The sequence below is a fragment of the Micromonospora tulbaghiae genome (genome assembly GCF_900091605.1).
Taxonomy (GTDB): Bacteria; Actinomycetota; Actinomycetes; order Mycobacteriales; family Micromonosporaceae; genus Micromonospora; species Micromonospora tulbaghiae.
Genome location: NZ_FMCQ01000004.1, coordinates 117,782 through 139,191 on the forward strand (window position 1 = coordinate 117,782; position 21,410 = coordinate 139,191).

Annotated in this window: 19 protein-coding genes and 1 pseudogene; 8 read left to right on the forward strand and 12 right to left on the reverse strand. The window is 71.4% G+C overall.

What is annotated here, in order from left to right; all coding sequences use genetic code 11:
• Positions 1-7 precede the first annotated feature (7 nt).
• On the reverse strand, positions 8-2,113 hold the full coding sequence (gene uvrB / locus GA0070562_RS13305) for an excinuclease ABC subunit UvrB (RefSeq protein WP_091420505.1): 2,106 nt from the start codon (positions 2,111-2,113) through the stop codon (positions 8-10).
• A gap of 296 nt (positions 2,114-2,409) precedes the next feature.
• Here uvrB and GA0070562_RS13310 point away from each other — a divergent pair, with 296 nt between their 5' ends.
• Entirely contained in the window at positions 2,410-4,035 is a 1,626-nt protein-coding gene (locus GA0070562_RS13310; RefSeq protein ID WP_254663790.1) for a hypothetical protein, read from the forward strand.
• A 25-nt stretch (positions 4,036-4,060) separates the two neighbouring features.
• Here the strand turns inward: GA0070562_RS13310 and coaE are convergent, their stop codons facing one another.
• Positions 4,061-5,239 carry a dephospho-CoA kinase gene (gene coaE, locus GA0070562_RS13315; protein WP_091420509.1) on the reverse strand — a complete coding sequence of 393 codons (1,179 nt, stop codon included), beginning with the start codon at positions 5,237-5,239 and terminating at the stop codon, positions 4,061-4,063.
• 161 nt (positions 5,240-5,400) lie between these two features.
• The gene (gene rpsA / locus GA0070562_RS13320; RefSeq protein ID WP_091420512.1) at positions 5,401-6,930 is read right to left on the reverse strand and encodes a 30S ribosomal protein S1; all 1,530 of its coding nucleotides are present in this window, start codon (positions 6,928-6,930) and stop codon (positions 5,401-5,403) included.
• A 312-nt stretch (positions 6,931-7,242) separates the two neighbouring features.
• Between rpsA and GA0070562_RS13325 the strand changes: the two genes are divergently transcribed.
• The 7 genes and pseudogenes from GA0070562_RS13325 (at position 7,243) to GA0070562_RS13355 (ending at position 10,931) form a co-directional block, all read left to right on the forward strand.
• Positions 7,243-8,046, forward strand: coding sequence for a class I SAM-dependent methyltransferase (locus GA0070562_RS13325; RefSeq protein ID WP_091420515.1), 804 nt, complete (start codon positions 7,243-7,245; stop codon positions 8,044-8,046).
• 59 nt (positions 8,047-8,105) lie between these two features.
• Positions 8,106-8,237 carry a hypothetical protein gene (locus GA0070562_RS30900; protein ID WP_276526478.1) on the forward strand — a complete coding sequence of 44 codons (132 nt, stop codon included), beginning with the start codon at positions 8,106-8,108 and terminating at the stop codon, positions 8,235-8,237.
• 41 nt (positions 8,238-8,278) lie between these two features.
• Entirely contained in the window at positions 8,279-8,497 is a 219-nt protein-coding gene (locus GA0070562_RS13335; protein WP_043329581.1) for a hypervirulence associated TUDOR domain-containing protein, read from the forward strand.
• Positions 8,484-8,828 (forward strand): annotated as a pseudogene (locus tag GA0070562_RS13340) (DUF3140 domain-containing protein); the annotation flags it as partial. The gene GA0070562_RS13335 and the pseudogene GA0070562_RS13340, both read left to right, overlap by 14 nt.
• 44 nt (positions 8,829-8,872) lie before the next feature.
• Positions 8,873-9,739, forward strand: coding sequence for a CPBP family intramembrane glutamic endopeptidase (locus GA0070562_RS13345; RefSeq protein WP_091420521.1), 867 nt, complete (start codon positions 8,873-8,875; stop codon positions 9,737-9,739).
• Positions 9,740-9,787: 48 nt separating this feature from the next.
• Positions 9,788-10,537: an SDR family NAD(P)-dependent oxidoreductase gene (locus GA0070562_RS13350; protein ID WP_091420524.1), complete on the forward strand. Its 750-nt coding sequence runs from the start codon at positions 9,788-9,790 to the stop codon at positions 10,535-10,537.
• Positions 10,538-10,544: 7 nt separating this feature from the next.
• Positions 10,545-10,931 (forward strand): MerR family transcriptional regulator, encoded by a 387-nt coding sequence (locus tag GA0070562_RS13355; protein ID WP_091420528.1) that lies wholly within the window; start codon positions 10,545-10,547, stop codon positions 10,929-10,931.
• Between the two features lie 74 nt (positions 10,932-11,005).
• Here the strand turns inward: GA0070562_RS13355 and polA are convergent, their stop codons facing one another.
• The 9 genes from polA to GA0070562_RS13400 all read right to left on the reverse strand — a co-directional run bounded on the left by polA (position 11,006) and on the right by GA0070562_RS13400 (position 21,386).
• Entirely contained in the window at positions 11,006-13,705 is a 2,700-nt protein-coding gene (gene polA, locus GA0070562_RS13360; protein WP_091420531.1) for a DNA polymerase I, read from the reverse strand.
• 72 nt (positions 13,706-13,777) lie between these two features.
• Positions 13,778-14,581 carry an amino acid ABC transporter ATP-binding protein gene (locus GA0070562_RS13365; RefSeq protein ID WP_091420535.1) on the reverse strand — a complete coding sequence of 268 codons (804 nt, stop codon included), beginning with the start codon at positions 14,579-14,581 and terminating at the stop codon, positions 13,778-13,780.
• Complete coding sequence (locus tag GA0070562_RS13370) at positions 14,578-15,549, reverse strand: amino acid ABC transporter permease (RefSeq protein ID WP_091420538.1); 972 nt, start codon at positions 15,547-15,549, stop codon at positions 14,578-14,580. Before GA0070562_RS13370 ends, GA0070562_RS13365 begins: the two co-directional genes overlap by 4 nt.
• Before the next feature lie 2 nt (positions 15,550-15,551).
• Complete coding sequence (locus GA0070562_RS13375) at positions 15,552-16,463, reverse strand: ABC transporter substrate-binding protein (RefSeq protein WP_091420541.1); 912 nt, start codon at positions 16,461-16,463, stop codon at positions 15,552-15,554.
• Positions 16,464-16,495: 32 nt separating this feature from the next.
• Complete coding sequence (locus GA0070562_RS13380; protein ID WP_091420546.1) at positions 16,496-17,206, reverse strand: ABC transporter ATP-binding protein; 711 nt, start codon at positions 17,204-17,206, stop codon at positions 16,496-16,498.
• Positions 17,196-18,041: an ABC transporter ATP-binding protein gene (locus tag GA0070562_RS13385; RefSeq protein ID WP_091420549.1), complete on the reverse strand. Its 846-nt coding sequence runs from the start codon at positions 18,039-18,041 to the stop codon at positions 17,196-17,198. The genes GA0070562_RS13380 and GA0070562_RS13385 overlap by 11 nt, the downstream gene beginning before the upstream one ends.
• Positions 18,034-19,173 carry a branched-chain amino acid ABC transporter permease gene (locus tag GA0070562_RS13390; protein WP_091420552.1) on the reverse strand — a complete coding sequence of 380 codons (1,140 nt, stop codon included), beginning with the start codon at positions 19,171-19,173 and terminating at the stop codon, positions 18,034-18,036. Before GA0070562_RS13390 ends, GA0070562_RS13385 begins: the two co-directional genes overlap by 8 nt.
• The gene (locus GA0070562_RS13395; RefSeq protein ID WP_091420555.1) at positions 19,170-20,120 is read right to left on the reverse strand and encodes a branched-chain amino acid ABC transporter permease; all 951 of its coding nucleotides are present in this window, start codon (positions 20,118-20,120) and stop codon (positions 19,170-19,172) included. Before GA0070562_RS13395 ends, GA0070562_RS13390 begins: the two co-directional genes overlap by 4 nt.
• A gap of 105 nt (positions 20,121-20,225) precedes the next feature.
• On the reverse strand, positions 20,226-21,386 hold the full coding sequence (locus GA0070562_RS13400; RefSeq protein WP_091420558.1) for a branched-chain amino acid ABC transporter substrate-binding protein: 1,161 nt from the start codon (positions 21,384-21,386) through the stop codon (positions 20,226-20,228).
• Positions 21,387-21,410: the final 24 nt, after the last annotated feature.

Below are 21,410 nucleotides of genomic sequence, written 5' to 3' on the forward strand. Positions count from 1 at the left end.
GCGCCGGTCACCGGACTCCTGCGGCGTCCATCCCCCGCAGCTCCTTCTTGAGGTCGGCGACCTCGTCGCGGATCCGCGCGGCCAGCTCGAACTGCAACTCGCGCGCGGCGGCGAGCATCTGGTCGTTGAGCTCCTGGATGAGGTTGGCCAGGTCGGCCCGGGCCATCCCCTCGCGCGACGGGGTCGCGGCGGCGCCCCGGCGGCTGCGCGTCTCCTTGACCGGCGCCTTGCCGCGGGACAGCTGGCGAACGGCCCCGCCGACGTTGCTGTTCTCGGTGTCCTCCGCCTCGCGGTAGATGTCGTCGAGGATGTCGTGGATCTTCTTGCGCAGCGGCTCCGGCTTGATGCCGTTGGCCTCGTTGTGCGCGATCTGCTTGGCCCGGCGCCGGTTGGTCTCGTCGATGGCGCTCGCCATCGACGGGGTGATCTTGTCGGCGTACATGTGGACCTGGCCGGAGACGTTACGGGCCGCACGGCCGATGGTCTGGATCAGCGACCGGCCGCTGCGCAGGAAGCCCTCCTTGTCGGCGTCGAGGATCGCCACCAGGGAGACCTCGGGCAGGTCGAGACCCTCCCGGAGCAGGTTGATGCCGACGAGCACGTCGTAGTCGCCCTTGCGCAGCTCGCGCAGCAGCTCGACCCGCCGCAGCGTGTCGACCTCGGAGTGCAGGTAGCGCACCCGGATGCCGTTCTCCAGCAGATAGTCGGAGAGGTCCTCGGCCATCTTCTTGGTCAGCGTGGTGACGAGCACCCGCTCGTCCCGCTCGGTGCGCAGCTTGATCTCGTGCATGAGGTCGTCGATCTGGCCCTTCGTCGGCTTGAGAACCACCTCGGGGTCGATCAGGCCGGTGGGCCGGATCACCTGCTCGACGAACTCGCCCTGGGCCTGCTCCAGCTCCCACGGGCCGGGGGTGGCGGAGAGGTAGACCATCTGGCCCACCCGCTCCAGGAACTCGTCGAAGCGCAGCGGCCGGTTGTCGGCCGCGCTCGGCAGCCGGAAGCCGTGGTCGACCAGCATCCGCTTGCGGGAGGCGTCGCCCTCGTACATGCCGCCGATCTGCGGGATCGTCACGTGCGACTCGTCGACGACCGTCAGGAAGTCGTCGGGGAAGTAGTCGAGCAGGCAGTGCGGCGGGCTGCCCGGCAGGCGGCCGTCGATGTGCATCGAGTAGTTCTCGATGCCGGAGCAGAAGCCCACCTGGCGCATCATCTCGATGTCGTAGGTGGTGCGCATGCGCAGCCGCTGGGCCTCCAGCAGCTTGCCCTGCCGTTCCAGCTCGGCCAGCCGCTCACCCAGTTCGGCCTCGATGTCGCGGATCGCCCGCTCCATCCGCTCCGGACCGGCGGCGTAGTGCGTGGCCGGGAAGATCATCAGGCTGTCGACCTCGCGGACCACGTCACCGGTCAGCGGGTTGAGGTAGTAGAGCTTCTCGATCTCGTCACCGAACAGCTCGATCCGGACCGCCAGCTCCTCGTACGCCGGGATGATCTCCAGTGTGTCGCCGCGGACCCGGAACGTGCCGCGCTGGAAGGCCATGTCGTTGCGCGTGTACTGGATGTCGACCAGCCGGCGCAGCAACTGGTCGCGGTCCAGCTCCTGCCCGACCTTGACCCGCACGGCCCGGTCGAGGTATTCCTCCGGCGTGCCCAGGCCGTAGATCGCCGACACGGTGGCGACCACGATGACGTCCCGCCGGGTGAGCAGCGACATCGTGGCCGAGTGCCGCAGCCGCTCGACCTCCTCGTTGATCGAGGAGTCCTTCTCGATGTAGGTGTCGGTCTGCGGGATGTAGGCCTCGGGCTGGTAGTAGTCGTAGTAGGAGACGAAGTATTCGACCGCGTTGCGCGGCAGCAGCTCGCCGAACTCCTTCGCGAGCTGGGCGGCCAGGGTCTTGTTCGGGGCGAGCACCAGGGTCGGCCGCTGGAGCCGCTCGACCAGCCACGCCGTGGTGGCGCTCTTGCCCGTGCCGGTCGCGCCGAGCAGCACGGTGTTGCGGTCGCCGCGCCGCACGCGACGCTCAAGCTCGTCGATGGCAGCCGGCTGGTCACCGGCCGGCTGGAACTCACTGACGACCTGGAAGCGGCCGTCGAGCCGGGGAATGTCGAGCGCCATGACACCAACCGTACGCCCGCGGTCCGACACTTCCGGCCACGACCACGGACCGTCCCTGATCGGCTTCGATATTCCCATTGTGTGGCTCATCTCACCGGTCTACCCTCGTACCGTAGGCCGCTCGCGGCGGCCGACCGGGCCGGTGATCGCCCCTCGCGGGCCGGTCGCCCCCGGCGCCAGGGCCGCAGCACCCGGGACGACCGGCGTGCGCGCCGACGGTGGTCGCGCGCAGCGCTGACCGGCCGCCGCGAGCGCCCCTGCTCGTCACCGAAACCCCGCTCTCGCGTTCTCCACTCGTGGGGACCTCTCCCGAGCGCCGGCCGCGACGCGAGCCCGACACCGGCACGCCCCCGCCCGCCGACGAGCCGGGCCGCCAGCGCGCCGCGAGCCGCCCGCACCGGCTCTCCGCGCGCGGCGACGGCGACCAGGCCGTACCCCGGGAACCGGGCCGGGGTCATCGTCGTGGCCGCACCAGCACACCGACCCGGCCCGCCACAGTGGCCGGCCGGCGCCGCCGCGCCGACCCGCTCGCCGGCCGCCGTCCCACGCTCACCACCCGGCCGGGCGGCGACCCGGAGCTGGACGGCGCCGACGACCCGCCCGACGGGCCGGACCGGCGCCGGATCGCGCTCACCGCGCTCGTGGCAGCCGCCGCGATCTCCGCCGCGACGCTCGTCGCCGGCCTGCTGACCTGGGTGCCCGACCCCGCCGACGAGAACGGGACGGCGCGCCCGCTCACCGCCGCCGAGGCCGACCGGGTGGCCGCGCTGCGGGTCACCAACCTGCGCGACCTACGCGCCGGCGTCCGGGTCACCGTCGGGGCCCACGCCGCCCGCACCGAACTGGTCGGCTGGGTGGACTGGGCGCGCCCCCTGGTCTACCTGGACGTCGGCGGTCCGGGCGCGGGCGCCGACCGGGGCCTGGTCCAGGCCACCGCGTCCGCGCTGCTGGTGCGGCCCGACCCCGGCGCGCTCCCCACCCCGGCCCGGCCTCCGCTGGTGCCGCCGGCGGACCGGTGGCGGATGCGGGAGCCGGCCGGCGGCCACGGCCTGGGCGCGGTACGCGACCTGCTGATCGGGCTCGGCGCCGACCGGGTCGACAGGCCCGCCGCCGACGGCCGTCGGCTACGCGACGACCGGGTGGGCGGCATCCCGGTGGACGTGTTCCAGGCACCCCTCGCACCGACTGGTGGCCCGCCGCCGACGCTGTGGGTGGACGCGGACGCCCGCCTGCACCGGCTCAGCGGCCGGATGGCCGACGGCACTCCCGTCACCGTCGACCTGACCCGCGCCGACCGGCCTGCCCTGCACCCGGTGGACGCCCTCGGCGGCCGGCCCGGGCAGCCCCGGGCGCTCACCGACGACGAGGCCGCCCGGCTGGCCGCGCTGCCCGCCCGGCTTCGGGCACTGGGCGGCGCGGCGGTGACGGTGGCCGCTCCGCTCGCCCCGTCGGCCAACCTGCGGGCCACCGGCACGGCGGACTGGACGAGCCCGTCGGCGTACCTCGCGGTGATCGAGGAGGGCAGCGGCCGGCGTACCCTCCGCTGGGCCCGGCCGGGGCGGGTGGCGCAGGTGCCGCGGTCCCCCGACGGGCCCGCGACGCCCCCGGCTCCCGTGCCGGCCGCGCTGCTCGCGGCCCCCGCGCACCCGCCCGGCGACGACCTGGACCGGCTGCTCGACGCGGCGCTGCGGGCGGCTCAGCGCCCGCCAGCCGGCGACGCCGTCCGGGTCCGGGAGGACCGGCTGGACGACCGGACGGTCGACGTGTTCGGGCTGCCGGGCGGCCGCCGCCTGTGGCTGGACCGCGGCGGTGTGCCGCGCCGGATGGAACTGCGGACCGGTTCGGGCGTGTGGATCCGGCTCGACCTCACACCGGGCCGTCCGTCGGGCAGCGGCGGGTCGCCGGCCCCGGCGTCCCGCTGAACCCCGGTGGGTCGGGACGCCCCGCTCAGGGCCGCCAGCCGGTCTGCGCGGCCCACTCCTCGGCGCGCAGGTGCTCCTCGTCGAACCAGGGATCGGTCACCGTGCCCCAGGCCGCGTGCTCCGGCGCGGCCGCCGCGAGTTCCCGCTTCACCTGGAGGTAGTCGGCGCGCCGCGCCGGGTCGGCGCGCAGGTGGTCGCGCATCAGCAGCGCGTACCGCCAGCCGGGCGAACCGGCCTCCCGCAGGTGCAGGCGCACCGGGCGCACCGGGTCCGCGCCACCGTGCAGCCGCTTGGCCCAGCGCACCGGCTCCGGCTGCCGCGGAGCGTCCCACCACTCGCCCGGCAGCCGGGGGAAGCCGGCATCGGCCAGCCGCTGCGCGAGCGGCCCGTCCGCCTCGTCGAGCGAGGACACCGTCACCTGAATGTCGATCACGTCCGGGGCGGCAAGTCCCGGCACGGCGGTGGAGCCGACGTGGTCGACGCGGATGTCGCGGCCGGCCGCGTGGCGGATCCGGGCGGCCAGCCGGGCGTACTGTTCGGGCCAGGTCGGGTCCGGCCCGACGAGCGCCGCCGGGTCGGGCGGCACGGCGCGGCGCTCGCGGACGTTGTGCTCGTAGGGCAGCAGACGGTCCCGCCAGAGGACGTCCACCGCGGCGTGCAGCTCGGTGAGCGTGCCGTCGTTGGCGAGCAGCACGTCGGCGACCGTGCTGCGGGTGGCGTCGTCGGCCTGCGCGGCGATGCGCCGCTGCGCCTCCGCCGGGGTCATGCCCCGGTCGCGGGTCAGCCGGGCCATCCGGGTCGGCACGGCCGTCTGCACCACGACCACCAGGTGGTACGTCGGCGCCAGTCCCACCTCGACCAGCAGCGGCACGTCGTTCACGACGATCGCGTCGGCGGGGGCGGCGGCGACCAGTTCGGCGCTGCGCGCGCGTACCCGGGGGTGGGTGATCCCTTCGAGGGTGCGGCGGGCGGCCTCGTCGCCGAAGACCAGCGCGCCGAGGGCGGCCCGGTCCAGCGCACCGTCGGCGTCCAGGACCTTCTCGGAGAAGGCGGCGACCACCTCGGCCAGCCCGTCGGTGCCGGGCGCGACGATCTCGCGGGCGATGCGGTCCGAGTCGACGATCACCGCGCCCAGCGCGGCGAGGCGGCTCGCCACCGCGCTCTTGCCCGATCCGATTCCGCCGGTCAGCCCCACCTTCAGCACCCGGACAGTCAACCGGATCCGGCCTCCGCATGCCAAACCCGCCCGGCGTACGACGCGGGCCCCGCCCCCGGCGCTCCGCTGGTGCGGAACGCGGGGACGGGGCCCGTCGTCAGAGGCAGTCGCCGGTTCGTCCGGTGGGACGAACAGGCGTCAGCGTCCGGTCACTTGCCGCCGGCGAGCTTCTCCCGCAGCGCGGCGAGCGCCTCGTCGGTCGCGAGCGTGCCGGCCGGCTCCTCGGCCTGACGGCTCGGGGCCGAGGTCGAGGTGGTGGTGCCGCTGGTGACGGGCGGAGCCGGGTTGGCAGCGGCCTCGGCGTCGGCGGCGCGGGAGGTCTGCACCTGCTTGGTGTGGGCCTCCCAGCGCTGACGCGCCTCGGCGTACTGCTGCTCCCAGGTCTCGCGCTGCTTGTCGTAGCCCTCGAGCCACTCGCCCGTCTCCGGGTCGAAGCCCTCCGGGTAGATGTAGTTGCCCTCGTTGTCGTACGTCGCGGCCATGCCGTAGAGGGTCGGGTCGAAGTGCTCCTCGCCCTCGACGAAGCCCTCGTTGGCCTGCTTGAGCGACAGCGAGATCCGGCGACGCTCCAGGTCGATGTCGATGACCTTGACCATGACCTCGGAGCCGACCTGCACGACCTGCTCCGGGATCTCCACGTGGCGCTCGGCCAGCTCGGAGATGTGGACCAGGCCCTCGATGCCGTCGTCCACCCGGACGAACGCGCCGAACGGCACCAGCTTGGTGACCTTACCCGGCACGATCTGCTGGATCGCGTGGGTGCGGGCGAACTGACGCCACGGGTCCTCCTGCGTCGCCTTCAGCGACAGCGAGACCCGCTCGCGGTCCAGGTCGACGTCCAGGACCTCGACCTCGACCTCCTGGCCCACCTCGACGACCTCGGACGGGTGGTCGATGTGCTTCCAGGACAGCTCGGAGACGTGCACGAGGCCGTCCACGCCACCCAGGTCGACGAACGCGCCGAAGTTGACGATCGAGGAGACGACGCCCTTGCGGACCTGCCCCTTCTGCAGCTTGTTGAGGAACTCGGTGCGCACCTCGGACTGCGTCTGCTCCAGCCAGGCACGGCGGGACAGCACCACGTTGTTGCGGTTCTTGTCCAGCTCGATGATCTTGGCCTCGAGCTCGCGGCCCACGTACGGCTGCAGGTCACGCACACGCCGCATCTCGACGAGCGACGCGGGCAGGAAGCCACGCAGGCCGATGTCGAGGATGAGACCACCCTTGACGACCTCGATGACCGAGCCGCGGACGACGCCGTCCTCGTCCTTGATCTTCTCGATCGTGCCCCAGGCCCGCTCGTACTGCGCCCGCTTCTTGGAGAGGATCAGCCGACCCTCCTTGTCCTCCTTCTGGAGGACGAGGGCCTCGATGTGGTCGCCGACCGAAACCACCTCGGCCGGGTCCACGTCGTGCTTGATCGACAGCTCCCGAGAGGGGATGACACCCTCGGTCTTGTAGCCGATGTCGAGCAGGACCTCGTCCCGATCGACCTTGACGACGGTGCCTTCGACAATGTCGCCGTCGTTGAAGTACTTGATGGTCTCGTCGATCGCGGCGAGGAAAGCTTCCTCAGAGCCGAGGTCGTCGTGGGTGACCTTGTTGGCGCTCGAGGTGGCCTCGATGCTGCTCGTCATGTGGGCGGTTGCTCCGGTCGGATGGGTTGTCACAGCGGGCATGGGTGTCGCAGTGACTCTTCCGCGCCAACGGATCCGTCGCCGGGCACACCGAACGATCGACGCGAGAAGATCATTAGTGGCTCCGGTGACCGCGCACCTGCTCCCTGCCGAGGCACACGATCCGCGAGCGCATCGTCTAGCCTACCCGCTGCATTACCACAGCGTGCAAGCCCTCCCGGGTCCGCGCGAACTCATCCGCTGCGAAAGCGGAGATTTTGCTCGGTAAGGTGCCACAGCTGTCTCGTCCGTCACATCCGTCCCAGCCGCCACCCCACCGCACCGCGGCCGCGCCGCCGGACCTAGCGTGAACCCGTGGACGACGACAGGGTGACCCGCCGACGGGTCGACGCCGGGGAGATCCGCCGCGCCAACCGCGGCTGGTGGGACACCGACGCCGACGCGTACCAGGCCGAGCACGCCGCGTTCCTCGGTGACGCCGACTTCGTCTGGTGCCCGGAAGGGCTGCGCGAGGCCGACGCCCGGCTGCTCGGCGACGTGACCGGCCGGCGGATCCTCGAACTCGGCGCCGGGGCGGCCGCCGCCGCCCGCTGGCTCGCCGCCCAGGGCGCCCGGCCGGTCGCGCTGGACCTGTCCGCCGGCATGTTGCGGCACGCCGCCGAGGCCGCCGAACGCACCGGGGTACGCGTGCCGCTGGTGCAGGCCGACGCGCTCGCTCTGCCGTTCGCCGACGCCGCGTTCGACACCGTCTGCACCGCGTTCGGCGCGATCCCGTTCGTCGACGACTCGGCGGCGGCGATGCGCGAGGTGGCCCGGGTGCTGCGCCCCGGCGGCCGGTGGGTCTTCTCGGTCACCCACCCGATGCGCTGGATCTTCCTGGACGATCCGGGCGAGGGCGGGCTGACCGCAGTGCACTCGTACTTCGACCGCTCCCCCTACGTCGAGCAGGACGAGCACGGCGTGGCCACGTACGTCGAGCAGCACCGCACCCTGGGCGACCGGATCCGGGAGCTGGTCGGCGCCGGTTTCCGCCTGCTGGACCTGGTGGAGCCGGAGTGGCCGGCCGGGCACGAGGGGATCTGGGGCCAGTGGAGCCCGCTGCGCGGCCGGCTGTTCCCCGGCACCGCGATCTTCGTCGCCGAGAAGCCGACGGACTGAGCGCGTCGCACGTCGCCGCCGCAGGGATTCCCTTCTACTGGCGGATCGAGCAGGATCCGGTGCACCTCTACGCGTACCGGATCGGCCCGGGCGGCGAGCGGCAGTACGAACTGGTGGACGACGGCAGCGAGGTGATCGAGCTGCCCGAGCCCTTCGCGATCAAGCTGCCGATCGCGGAGATCCGGCCCTGACGACGCCGTTACTCGATATCCACTCCGGGTAACCGGGCGGCATGGCCGAGAAGGAGTTCCACGCCGGTGACCACGTCTCCTGGGCCAGCCACAGCGGCCGGGCGTACGGCGTCGTCAAGGAGAAGCTGACCGAGCGCACCCACGTACGCGGGCACACGGTGAACGCCTCGCCGGAGCAGCCGCAGTACCGGATCACCAACGACGACTCCGGCCGCGACGTCGCCCACCGTCCGGAGGTGCTTCGCCATGAGTCGCGCTGAGGATCCGCAGCAGACGTACCGGGAATTCACCGACGCGGTGAACATGAAGCCGGGCGAGCTGTCCCGCTGGCTGGAGAGCGAGGAGTCCAAGCACGTCGGATGGCACAAGAAGGGCACCCAGGGCGGCGAGTCGGTCGGCCACGACTCCGGCCGGCGCATCGTCGACCTGCTGCGCCGCAAGCGCGCCGACCTCACCGCCGCCGACTACAAGCACATGCGCAAGGTGATCGGGTACGTCCACCGCCACCTGGCGCAGCGGCCGTCCGGCGACGTCCGGGACACCAGGTGGCGCTGGTCGCTGATGAACTGGGGGCACGACCCGCTCAAGGGCTGAGCCGGCCGGTCCGTTCGCCGCGCGTTGGTACCGTGCCGGCGATGACGACAGACGTCTCGACCGCCGGCCGTCATCCCCGCGCCGGAAGGGTGGTCCTCCTGGCGGGCCTCGGCCTGATCGCCGTCGCGGCAGTCTTCCTGGTGGCGACCGGCAACACCGGCGTCAGGTACAGCGCCGACCACGACGGCACCGTACCGATGTGGAGCCGGTGGATTCCGGCGCTCGCCGGGATCGCGCTGATCCGGCTGATCCCGCCCGCACCCGGCCCGAGATGGCCGGACCCGGTCGCGCCGTACCGCGAGGCGGTGCCGCTGCTGCTCGCCGGGATCGCGTTCGCCGCCGTCATGCCACTGCTGGGCGGCGAACCCGCGTACACGCTGTTGAAGCTCGCGCTGCTGCTCGGCGTACCGATGGTGGTGTTCCTGGCTGCGCGCCGGTGGCCGCCACGGTGGCGGCCGGGCCCGGCCCCGGCGGACGCCGCCCACCGGTGGGGTCCGGCGCTGCCGGGGGCGGTGTGGCTGGTGCTCAGCTACGCGACGCCGCTGGCCGTGCCCGCGAGCGACTGGGGACGGACCGTCACGCCGGTCGAACTGGTCGTCACGCTGCTGGTGGCCTTCGCGGTGAACGCGCTGCTGGAGGAGGCCTTCTACCGGCGGTGGCTGCAGACCCGGTGGGAATCCCTGCTCGGCCGGTGGCCGGCGATCGTGCTCGCGTCGCTGGTGTGGGCGGCCTGGCACGTGGCCATCCAGGGCAGCGGCCGGCCCGCCGTCGACCTGGCGTCGGTGGTCGTCAACCACGGCGTGATCGGGCTGTTCCTCGGCTACCTGTGGTCGCGGTACCGCCGGATGTGGCCGCTGCTCGTGGTGCACGGCGCGGTCAACGCGATGCCCGTCCTGCTCGGCCTCTGACCGGCCCGCTTGACCCTGCCGCAGGCGGCAGGGTCGGACGATGCCGGCATGGAACGCCGCACGCCACGCGTCGCCGTGGTCACCGGTGCGGGCACCGGCATCGGCCGGGCCACCGCACGCTCCCTCGCCACCTCCGGGTACGCAGTGGTCGCGGTCGGCCGGCGCGCCGCGCCGCTGACGGAGACCGCCGCCGGCCGGCCCGACATCGCCCCGCTGGCCGCCGACGTCACCGCGCCCGACGGGCCCGGCCGGATCGTGGACGCCGCGCTCGACCGGTACGGCCGCCTCGACGTCCTGGTCAACAACGCGGGCGTGGCCGGCGGCGGGCCGCTGGCGGAACTCGACGAGGGCGCCGCCCGGCGGCAGCTGGACACGAACCTGCTGGCCCCGATCCGGCTGGCGCACGCCGCCGTCGAGGCGCTCGCCGCGACGCGCGGCGTGATCGTCAACGTCACCACGTCGGTCGGCCTGCGCGCCTGGCCGGGCAGTTCGGTGTACGCGGCGGGCAAGGCCGCGCTGGACTCGCTGACCCGCAGCTGGGCGGTGGAGCTCGCGCCCCGTGGCGTCCGGGTGGTGGCGGTGGCGCCCGGCGCGGTCGACACCCCCATCGGAGTGCACAGTGGCCTCTCCCCCGAGCGGCGCGCGGCGGTGCGGGACTGGCAGCTCGCACACACGCCGGCGGGCCGGATCGGCCGGCCGGAGGACGTAGCCTGGGCGATCCGGCGGCTGTGCGAGCCGGAGGCGGACTTCGTCACCGGTGTGGTGCTGCCGGTGGACGGGGGCGCGGTGGTCGCGTGAGAGAACGGTGGCAGCGGTGCGGATCGGCGCGGTGGCGAAGGCGACGGGTTGCACGCCGCGTGCCCTGCGGCACTACGAGGAACACGGGCTCATCGCCTCGGCCCGGGCGGCGAACGGCTACCGCGAGTACGACGACGCCGTGGTCACCCGGGTCCGCAACATCCGTCACCTGCTCGACGCCGGGCTGACGTTGGACGACGTGCGGGTCTTCCTGCCCTGCCTGGACGGGGACGTCGCGTCGGCGCCGCCGTCTCCGGCCGGGCTGCGGGTCGGCCGGGAGCGGCTGGCCGTGCTGGAGGCCCGGATCGCCGCCCAGGTGGCCGTCCGCGACCGCCTGGCCGCCGCCCTCCAGGCCGCCGCCCCACCTGCCGCGCCTCCGCCTCTTACGCGGTGATCAAGGAGTTTGTGTCCCCGAACAGGCTCGGGCGTGACACAAACTCCTTGATCACCGCCGGGGTGTGGTGCAGGTCAGTGGTCGGCGCTGTTCCAGTCGCGGCCCTCGCCCACGGAGACCTCCAGCGGCACCGACAGCGGGTACGCCTCGCCCATCTCCTTGCGCACCAGCGCTTCCAGCGCCTCCCGCTCACCCGGCGCGACCTCGAAGACCAGCTCGTCGTGCACCTGCAACAGCATCCGGGACCGCAGCCCGGCGTCGCGCAGCGCGCCGTCGACGTGCAGCATGGCGACCTTGATGATGTCGGCCGCCGAACCCTGGATCGGGGCGTTGAGCGCCATCCGCTCGGCCATCTCCCGGCGCTGCCGGTTGTCGCTGACCAGGTCGGGCAGGTAGCGGCGGCGGCCCAGGATGGTGGAGGTGTAGCCGTCCTGGCGGGCGCGGGCCACCACCTCCTGGAGGTAGTCGCGGACCCCGCCGAACCCGGCGAAGTAGTTCTCCATCAGCCCGCGCGCCTCCTCCGCGGTGATGCCGAGCTGCTGGGACAGGCCGAACGCGCTGAGCCCGTACGCCAGGCCGTAGTTCATCGCCTTGATCTTGCGGCGCTGGTCGGCGGTCACGTCGCCGACCTCGACCGTGAAGACCGAGGACGCGGTGGCGGCGTGGAAGTCGTGCCCGGAGTTGAACGCCTCGATCAGCGCGTCGTCCGAGGACAGGTGCGCCATGATCCGCATCTCGATCTGGCTGTAGTCGGCGGTGAGCAGGCACTCGTAGCCCTCGCCGACGACGAACGCGCGCCGGATCCGCCGCCCCTCCTCGGTGCGGATCGGGATGTTCTGCAGGTTCGGCTCGGTGGAGGACAGCCGCCCGGTCGCCGCCACGGTCTGGTTGAACGTGGTGTGGATCCGGCCGTCGTCGGAGACGGACTTGAGCAGACCGTCGACTGTCGACTTGAGCTTCGCCACGTCGCGGTGGCGCAGCAGGTGGTGCAGCAGCGGGTGCTCGGTCTGCGCGTAGAGCCACTGGAGCGCGTCGGCGTCGGTGGTGTAGCCGGTCTTGATCCGCTTGGTCTTGGGCAGGCCCAGCTCGGTGAAGAGGATCTCCTGCAGCTGCTTCGGCGAGCCGAGGTTGAACTCCCGGCCGACCACCTCGTACGCGCCCTGGGCAGCGGCCTTCACCTCGGCGGCGAAGTGCGCCTCCAGCTCGGAGAGGTAGTCGGTGTCGGCGGCGATGCCGGTGCGTTCCATGGTGGCGAGCACCCGCATCAGCGGCAGCTCGACGCCGGCCATCAGCCGGGCCGACTGCTCGCCGTCGCGGGACAGCTCGGCGTCGATCGCGTCGGCCAGGTCGAGCGTGGCGCGGGCCTTGAGCATGAGGTTCTGCTCGGCCACGCCCTCGTCGCCGAGCCCGTCGAGCGTGAGCTGACCGCTCTCCGGCGCGTCGACGCGCAGCTCCCGGTGCAGGTAACGCAGCGCCAGGTCGGTCAGGTCGTAGGAGCGCTGGTCGGGGCGGGCCAGGTAGGCGGCGATCTGGGTGTCGCGGGCGATGCCCTGCAGCTCCCAGCCGTGCGCGGCGAAGGCCAGCACCGTCGGCTTGCTGTCGTGCAGCACCTTCGGGCGCTCGGCGTCGGCCAGCCACCCGGCCAGCGCGGTCTCGTCGTCGGCGGCCAGCCGGCTCGGGTCGAACCAGGCGCCCGCGCCGGCGGCGGTGGCCAGCGCCATCGCGGTCACGGTGGCGGTGTGCCGGCGGTTGGGGCCGGTGTCGAGCGTGACAGCCAGGCCCACCGGGGCACCCGCCGGGGCGTACGTGTCGAGCCAGCCCGCGAGCGCGCCCGGCTCGGTGAGCACCTCGCCGGCCAGATCGAAGCCCGCCTCGGCCTCCGGCTCGACCGCCTCCAGATATTGGTAGAGCCGGTCGCGCAGGATGCGGAACTGCAGCGTGTCGAAGACCTGGTGCACCGCCTCGCGGTCCCAGCCCTGCCAGCGGGCGTCGTCCGGGCGGACCGGCAGCTCCAGGTCGGAGACCAGGCGGTTGATCTCGTAGTTGCGGATCACGTCGGCCAGCCGCTCGCGCAGGCTGTCGCCGGCCTTGCCCTTGATCTCGTCGGCCCGGGCCACCACGCCCTCGACGCCGCCGTACAGGTTGATCCACTTGGCCGCGGTCTTCGGGCCGACGCCGGGCACGCCCGGCAGGTTGTCGCTGGTCTCGCCGACCAGCGCGGCCAGGTCGCGGTAGCGGTCCGGGGTGACGCCGTACTTCGCCTCGATGGCGGCCGGGTCCATCCGGGCCAGGTCGGAGACGCCCTTGCGCGGGTAGAGCACAGTCACGCGCTCACCGACGAGCTGGAACGCGTCCCGGTCACCGGTGGAGATCAGCACGTCCATGCCCTGGTCGCGGGCCTGGCAGGCGAGCGTGGCGATGACGTCGTCGGCCTCGTAGCCCTCCCGCTCGACCACCGGCACGCGCAGCGCGGCCAGGACCTCCTTGACCAGGCTGACCTGGCCCTTGAAGTCGGTGGGGGTCTCGCTGCGGCCGGCCTTGTACTCGGCGTACCTGTCCGTGCGGAAGGAGCGGCGGGAGACGTCGAACGCCACGACGATGTGCGTCGGCTGCTCGTCGCGCAGCACGTTGATCAGCATCGAGGTGAAGCCGTAGACGGCGTTTGTCGGCTGCCCCGTGGTGGTGGAGAAGTTCTCCACAGGCAGGGCGAAGAAAGCCCGGTATGCCAGGGAATGTCCGTCGACGAGGAGCAGGCGCGGCGTCGTAGCTGTCACGGCAGCGACTCTAGTCCGTACGCCCGACAACTCCGGCCTCCGGTGCGGCGCGCGCCGCACCGGAGGCCGAGGTCAGAGAACCTTGGCCAGGAACGCCTTGGTCCGCTCGTGCTGCGGCGCCGAGATCACCTCGCGCGGGTCACCCTGCTCGACCACCACGCCGCCGTCCATGAACACGAGGTGGTCGCCCACCTCACGGGCGAAGCCGATCTCATGGGTCACCACGATCATCGTCATGCCGTCGCGGGCCAGATCCTTCATCGTGTCCAGCACCTCGCCCACCAGCTCCGGGTCGAGCGCGCTGGTCGGCTCGTCGAACAGCATCAGCTTCGGCCGCATGGCCAGCGCCCGGGCGATCGCCACCCGCTGCTGCTGGCCGCCGGAGAGCTGACCGGGGTACGCGCCGAGCTTGTCGCCCAGCCCCACCCGGTCCAGCAGCTGCGCGGCGTGCTCCCGGGCCTGCGCCTTCTTGGCCTGGCGCAGCAGCACCGGGGCCTCCATGACGTTCTGCAGCACCGTCATGTGCGGGAACAGGTTGAACCGCTGGAACACCATGCCGATGGCGCGGCGCTGCGCGGCCACGTCCCTGTCCCGCATCTCGTACAGCTTGCCGCCGCGCTCCCGGTAACCGATCAGGTCGCCGTCGACCCGGATCCGGCCGGCGTCGATCTTCTCCAGGTGGTTGATGCAGCGCAGGAACGTCGACTTGCCGGAGCCGGAGGGCCCGAGCAGGCAGCACACCTCGCCGGAGCGGACCTCCAGGTCGATGCCCTTGAGCACCTCCAGCGGCCCGAACGACTTGTGCACCTGCTCGGCCCGCACCATCAGCCCGGACTCGGCGGTCGGCGTCTCCGGGGAAGCGGTCGTATCCGTCATTGCGCCGTCCCACTCGTCGTGCTGCCGCTCTCGGCGGCGAGCCCTCGCAGCCGCTGTCGAGCCCGCGTACTGCGCCCGAAACCCTTCGAGTAGTGCCGCTCCAGGTAGTACTGCCCCACCAGCAGGACGCTGGTCAGCAGCAGGTACCACAACGTCGCGGCGACGTACATCGGGAAGGGCTGGAAGGTCCGGGAACCGACGGCCTTGAGCTGGAAGAACAGCTCCATCGACACCGGCACGAAGGCCACCAGCGAGGTGTCCTTGAGCATCGCGATGGTCTCGTTGCCGGTCGGCGGAATGATCACCCGCATCGCCTGCGGCAGCACGATCCGCCGCAGGATCTGCGCCCGGCTCATGCCCAGCGCCTGAGCCGCCTCGGTCTGCCCCTCGTCCACCGACTGGATGCCGGCCCGGACGATCTCGGCCATGTACGCGGCCTCGGACAGGCCCAGCGCCAGCATGCCGGCGACGAAGCCGGTCAGGATGTCGACCGCGCTGAACCCGAACAGCCGGGCCTCGAAGTCGTGCAACCCGAACAGGGCGCCGATCTGCCGGTCGAACGGCAGACCGAACTCCAGCCGCGACCAGAGGATGCCGAGGTTGCCGAAGAGGATCGCCAGCACCAGCCGTGGCACCGCCCGGAAGAACCAGGTGTAGACCCAGGCCACGCCGCGCAGCACCGGGTTGGGCGACAGCCGCATGATCGCGATGACGATGCCCAGGCCGATGCCGATCACCATCGACGTGATCAGCAGCAGGACGGTGCCGCGCAGCCCTTCGATGATCGGCGGGCGGAACATCTCGTCCACCATGAACGACCACTGGAACGCGGAGTTCGTGACCAGCATGTGCACGAACATCGCGACCAGCACGGCGATGACCGCCACGCCGGCCCAGCGCCCGGGGTGCCGCACGGGCACGGCCTTGATCGGTTCAGGCCGTGCCCGTCCGGATGTGTCGGCCGACATGGTCAGACCGACGGGTTCAGTTCAGCGTTGGTGATCGCGCCGCCCTCGACACCCCACTTGCCGAGCGCGGCCTTGTAGCTGCCGTCGGCGATGACCGCCTGCACGGCCTCCTTGAGCACCTCGGCGAACGCCTGCTGGTCCTTGTTCACCGCGTAGCCGTACGGCGCCGACTCGTAGATGTCGCCGAGCACCTCCAGCTGGCCGTTGCTCTGCTTCACCGCGTACGCGCCGACCGGGGAGTCGGCCAGCATGGCGTCGTTCTTGCCGCTGCCCACGGCGGCGGTGGCGTCGCTCTGCGCCTGGTACTGATCGATCTTGATGGCCGGCTTGCCGGCGTCGGTGCACTTCTTCGACCGGGCGGTGATGTCGTCGAGCTGGACCGTGCCGACCTGCACGGCGATCTTCTTGCCGCAGGCGTTCTCCGGGTCGACCCCGGCCGGGTTGCCCTTCTTGGTCGCCCACTGGGTGCCCGCCGAGTAGTAGCTCACCATGTTGACCGTCTTCAGACGGTCGGGGTTGATGGTAAACGACGAGACGCCGACCTCGTACTTGCCCGAACCCACACCGGGCAGGATCGCGTCGAACGGCGCCGACTCGTACTCGGCCTTGAGGCCGAGCTTCTGGGCCACCGCGTTGAACAGCTCCACGTCGAAGCCGACCACGGTCTTGCCGTCGGAGTCGAGGAACTCGGCCGGGGCGTACGTCGAGTCGGTGCCGACCTTGATCACGCCGTCGGCCTTGATGGCGTCCGGCACCTTCGCGGCCAGGTTGGAGTCCGCCGTGGCGGACACCGACGGGCCGTCGCCCGGCTCGGCCGAGTTCTCCTTCTCACCGCACGCGGCGAGGGAGAGCAGCAGGACGGCCGCACCGGCGACGCCGAGCGCCGCCCGCCGTCCGGGGTTGGGGTGGAACATGGCTGTACTCCTTATTGCGAGGGGTCGGCCGGTCAGGCCACGCCGAGGTAGGCCTCTTTGACCGAGGGGTCGTGCAGCAGGTCCGTGCCGGAACCGCTCTTGACGATCCGGCCGGTCTCCAGCACGTACGCCCGGTGGGCGCGCGCCAGCGCCTGCTGGGCGTTCTGCTCCACCAGCAGGATGGTGGTGCCCTGCTGGTTGATCTCCGTGATGATCGTGAAGATCTGCTGGATCAGCATCGGCGCGAGACCCATCGACGGCTCGTCGAGCAGCAGCAGCTTCGGCCGGCTCATCAGCGCCCGGCCCACGGCGAGCATCTGCTGCTCGCCGCCGGAGAGCGTGCCGCCGGCCTGCTTGCGCCGCTCGGCCAGCCGCGGGAACAGCTCCAGCACCCGGGCCAGGTCCTGCGCGATGCCGGCCTTGTCCCGCCGGGTGTACGCGCCCATGTCCAGGTTCTCCAGCACCGACATGCCGGGGAAGATGCCCCGGCCCTCGGGCGCCTGGCACAGCCCGCGCCGGACCCGCAGGTCGGCGCGGAGCTTGGTGATGTCCTCACCGGCGAACTTGATCCGGCCGGAGGCGACCGGCCGGATGCCGGAGATCGCCCGCATGGTGGTGGACTTGCCGGCGCCGTTCGCGCCGATCAGCGCGACGATCTCCCCCTCGTCCACGGTCAGGCTGATGCCGTGCAGCGCCTGGATCCGCCCGTAGAGCAGGCTCACGTCCTCGATCTCAAGCAGCATCGTCCGGCACCCCCAGGTACGCCGCGACCACCTTCGGGTTGTCCCGCACCTCGGCGGGCAGCCCTTCGGCGATCTTCTTTCCGAACTCCAGGACCACGATCCGGTCGGTCACGCCCATCACCAGGCGCATGTCGTGCTCGATCAGCAGCACCGTCACGCCCTGGTCCCGGATCTGCCGGATGAGCTGGAGCAGCTCCTCCTTCTCCGCCGGGTTGAAGCCGGCGGCCGGCTCGTCCAGGCAGAGCAGTTTCGGGTCGGTGGCCAGCGCGCGGGCGATCTCCAACCGCCGCTGCTCGCCGTAGGACAGGTTGCGGGCGAACTCGTGCATCCGGTTGCGGATGCCGACGAACTCCAGCAGGCGCTCGGCCTTCTCCCGGCCCTCGCGCTCCTCCTTCCAGTGCCGCGGCAGGCGCAGCAGGGCGGAGATCACGCTGGTCTTGTGGTGCGCGTCCGCGCCGACCTGGACGTTCTCCAGCGCGGTCATCTCCGGGAAGAGACGGATGTTCTGGAAGGTACGGGCCATGCCCATCCGGGTGATCTGGTGGCGCTTCTTGCCACTGATCTTCTGGCCCAGGAACCGGATCTGCCCCTCGGTGGGCTGGTAGATGCCGGTCATCGCGTTGAAGCAGGTGGTCTTGCCGGCGCCGTTCGGGCCGATCAGACCGAGGATCTCACCCTTGTAGAGGGTGAAGTCCACGTCGTTGAGGGCCACCACGCCGCCGAAGCGCAGCGTGACGTGGTCGACCTCCAGCAACGGCTCCCGCTTGCCGACCGCCTCGACGGCGGGGGCCGCCGCCTGGACCGGAACCTTCGGGTTCTGCTCGGTGTCACTCACCGACGATCACCTCCTTGCGGCGGTCCTTGAACTCCGCCGCTCGTCGCCGGTTCGGGATCAGGCCCTGCGGCCGGAAGATCATCATCACCACGAGCACCAGACCGAAGAACAGGAACCGGTACTCGTACAGCTCGATGCCGAACAGCTCGATGCCGCGGAACCGCTCGATCATGTACGCCACCAGGCCGCCACCGACGATCGCGCCGACGATGTTGCCCGAGCCGCCGAAGATGACAGCGGCCAGGATGATGATCGAGTTGAGCAGCTCGAAGTTCTGCGAGTTGACGAAGTTCTGCTTACCGGCGAACAGCGCGCCGGCCAGGCCGGCGATGGCCGCGCCGGAGGCGAACGCCCACAGCTTGAACTTGAACGTCGGCACGCCCATCAGCTGGGCCGCGTCCTCGTCCTCGCGGATCGAGATCCAGGCCCGGCCGACCCGGCTGTGGGTCAGGTTCCGCACCCCGATCACGACCAGGATGATCAGCGTGAGCACCAGCCAGTAGTACGGGCGGGCGTCGAGCACGCCGAACCACGGCCGGCCGTCGGCGTACTGGCCGGGCGGGTGCGGGATCTGGTTGAAGCCGCGCTGTCCCTTGAGGAACTCGGAGCTGACCGCCGCGATCCGGATCATCTCGGCGAAGCCGAGCGTCACCAGCGCCAGGTAGTCGCCGCGCAGACGCAGCGTCGGCGTACCGAGCATGACGCCGGAGACCATGGTCAGGCCGATCGCGATCGGCACCACCAGCAGCCACGGCCACAGCGTCTTGATGTCGCTGCTCGGCGAGGTCAGCACCGCGACGGTGTACGCGCCGACGGCGAAGAAGCCGAAGTAGCCGAGGTCGAGCAGGCCGGCGAAGCCCACCACGATGTTGAGCCCGACCGCCAGCAGCACGTAGATCGAGACCGTGAACATCACCTGCGTGAAGTTCGCGCCGGGCGTCGGGATCGGCCCGAGGTACTGGTAGAACTCCTTGTTCGGCAGCGCGTAGAAGAACGCGATGACCGCGACCAGCAGCACCCAGCGCACCCAGCGCGGCGCGTGGTGCCAGCGCTCCGAGATCGCGTGCCGGCCCTGCCGCAGCTTGTCCGCCGCCGTCTCCCGCCGCTCCGGCGGGTCGATGGTGGTCGTCATGCGCGTGCCCTCCCCAGTGATTCGCCGAGCAGACCGGTCGGCCGGAACATCAGCAGCACGACCAGCACCGCGAACGCGGCGAAGTCCTTCCACTGACTGCCGAACAGGCCCGCGGCGTAGTTCTCCACGACGCCGAGCAGCAACCCGCCGACGAGCGCGCCGCGCAGGTTGCCGATACCGCCGAGCACCGCCGCGGTGAACGCCTTGAGGCCCAGCAGGAAGCCGACGCTGTAGGTGAGCGTCTGGATCCGCACGTCGTACAGCAGGCCCGCGACGCCGGCCATGGTGCCACCGGCGATGAAGACCATCAGGATGATGCGGTCCTTGTTGACGCCCATCAGCGCCGCCGTGTTGGCGTCCTGGGCGACCGCCCGGATGCCGCGGCCGGTACGGCTGCGGTTGATGAACTGGTCCAGCGCGAACATCATCACCAGCGCGGAACCGATCGTGAGCAGCTGCACCGCGTCGATCGGCACCCCGGCGATGTGGAACAGCGGCTCGGAGCTGACCAGGATGGGCGCGCCCTCCGGCCGGCGCCGGGTGTAGACGCCGAACGCCTCCGAGATGGCGATCGAGGCACCGATGGCGGTGATGAGGAACGCCAGCGGCGGCGCGTTGCGCTTCCGCAGCGGCCGGTACGCGACCCGTTCGATCACCGTGGCGGTGCCCGCCGAGGCGATCGCCGCCACGATCATCGCCACCAGCAGATAGAACAGGATCGAGCCGATGCCACTGACCTGCGAGTTCTGGTCGAGTCCGAAGCCGTTCCAGGTCCAGATCGCGGCGAACGCGCCGGCGATGAAGACCTCGGAGTGGGCGAAGTTGATGAGCCTGAGCACGCCGTACACAAGCGTGTAGCCGAGCGCGACCAGGGCGTAGATGGCGCCCTGCGTCAAGCCGGTCGTGGTGAGTTCCCCGAAGTTGGAGAACAATCCGTCGAAGTCCAAGGGAGGGACGCTCCGTCGCTCAAGAGAAAAAGAGGGTGCGGCCGGGAGCCAGCTCCCGGCCGCACCCGCGATCACTACTCAATCGCCAGTCCAGCGATCGAACGATCAGGACTTGGGGATCTCCTGGTCCGGGACGACCTTGCCGCCCTGCACCTTGAACGCCCAGACCTTGACCTGCGCCGGGTCGAGCTCGCCGCCCTCGACGAACTTGTAGCTGGCGGCAACGCCCTCGCCGCTGTAGCCCTTCACGAACTCCAGCAGGTCGGCGCGGCTGCTCTTACCGGCCTTGATGCCCGCCAGCAGGATGTTCGCCGCGTCGTAGGCGGTGTCGCTGTAGGTGCCCGGCTCGGTGCCGTTGAGCGCCTTGAAGTCGGCGACGAAGCTGCCGCGGGCCTCGGCGGACGGAGCGCAGGGGCAGGTGAGGATGGTGCCCTCGGCGGCGGCCGCACCGGCGGAGGTGATGTACGCGCCGTCGTTCACGCCGTCACCGGCGACCAGCGGAGCGGTGACCCCGGCAGCGGTGAGCTGCTTGCGGATCAGACCGGCCTCCTGGTAGTAGCCGCCGTAGAAGATCGCCTTGACGTTGGCGGCCTTGACCTTGGTGACCACACCGGAGAACTCGACCTGCTTGCCCTCGCCCTGGACCTTGTCGCTGCCCACGACCGAGGCGCCGAGGACCTTCTTGACCTCGTCGGCCAGGCCGGCGCCGTACGCGGACTGGTCGTCGATGACGTAGACCCGGTCGGCCTTCATCACGTTCTTGATGTAGTTACCGGCGGCGGGGCCCTGGCTCAGGTCGTTGCCGACCGCGCGGAAGAAGGTCTTCCAGCCCTGCTCGGCGAGGCTGGGACGGGTCGCGGAGGGGGTGATGGTGACCAGACCGGCCTCGTTGAACAGCGGGCCGGCGGCCTCGGACTCGCCCGAGTAGGCCGGACCCACGACACCCAGGATCTTGGTGTCGTCGATCGCCTTCTGGGCCAGACCCGGCGCCTGGTCCGGGCTGCCCTGGGAGTCGAGCTCGGCGAGCTCGACCTTGCAGTCCGCGTTCTCCTTGTTGTACTTGTCGACGGCCAGCTTGACGCCGTTCTTCTCATTGATGCCCAGCGCGGCCGAGCTACCGGTCAGCGCGCCGAAGAAAGCGATCTTGCTCCCGCAGGCGCTGCCCCCGGAACCCTCATCGTCGCTGCCGCTGGAACAAGCGGTGCCACCGGCGACGAGCGCCAGCATGGCGACCCCGCCGATCACGCGTGCGAGCTTCTGCCTCAAGGCCGAACCCTCCTCCGTCCATGA

Bases quoted from the DNA above. Each gene is read 5' to 3' on its own strand.
- uvrB (WP_091420505.1), bottom strand. From the start codon at position 2,113: ATGGCGCTCGACATTCCCCGGCTCGACGGCCGCTTCCAGGTCGTCAGT.
- rpsA (WP_091420512.1), bottom strand. From the start codon at position 6,930: ATGCCCGCTGTGACAACCCATCCGACCGGAGCAACCGCCCACATGACG.
- GA0070562_RS13335 (WP_043329581.1), top strand. From the start codon at position 8,279: ATGGCCGAGAAGGAGTTCCACGCCGGTGACCACGTCTCCTGGGCCAGC.
- GA0070562_RS13345 (WP_091420521.1), top strand. From the start codon at position 8,873: ATGACGACAGACGTCTCGACCGCCGGCCGTCATCCCCGCGCCGGAAGG.
- GA0070562_RS13350 (WP_091420524.1), top strand. From the start codon at position 9,788: ATGGAACGCCGCACGCCACGCGTCGCCGTGGTCACCGGTGCGGGCACC.
- GA0070562_RS13365 (WP_091420535.1), bottom strand. From the start codon at position 14,581: ATGACGGATACGACCGCTTCCCCGGAGACGCCGACCGCCGAGTCCGGG.
- GA0070562_RS13370 (WP_091420538.1), bottom strand. From the start codon at position 15,549: ATGTCGGCCGACACATCCGGACGGGCACGGCCTGAACCGATCAAGGCC.
- GA0070562_RS13375 (WP_091420541.1), bottom strand. From the start codon at position 16,463: ATGTTCCACCCCAACCCCGGACGGCGGGCGGCGCTCGGCGTCGCCGGT.
- GA0070562_RS13380 (WP_091420546.1), bottom strand. From the start codon at position 17,206: ATGCTGCTTGAGATCGAGGACGTGAGCCTGCTCTACGGGCGGATCCAG.
- GA0070562_RS13390 (WP_091420552.1), bottom strand. From the start codon at position 19,173: ATGACGACCACCATCGACCCGCCGGAGCGGCGGGAGACGGCGGCGGAC.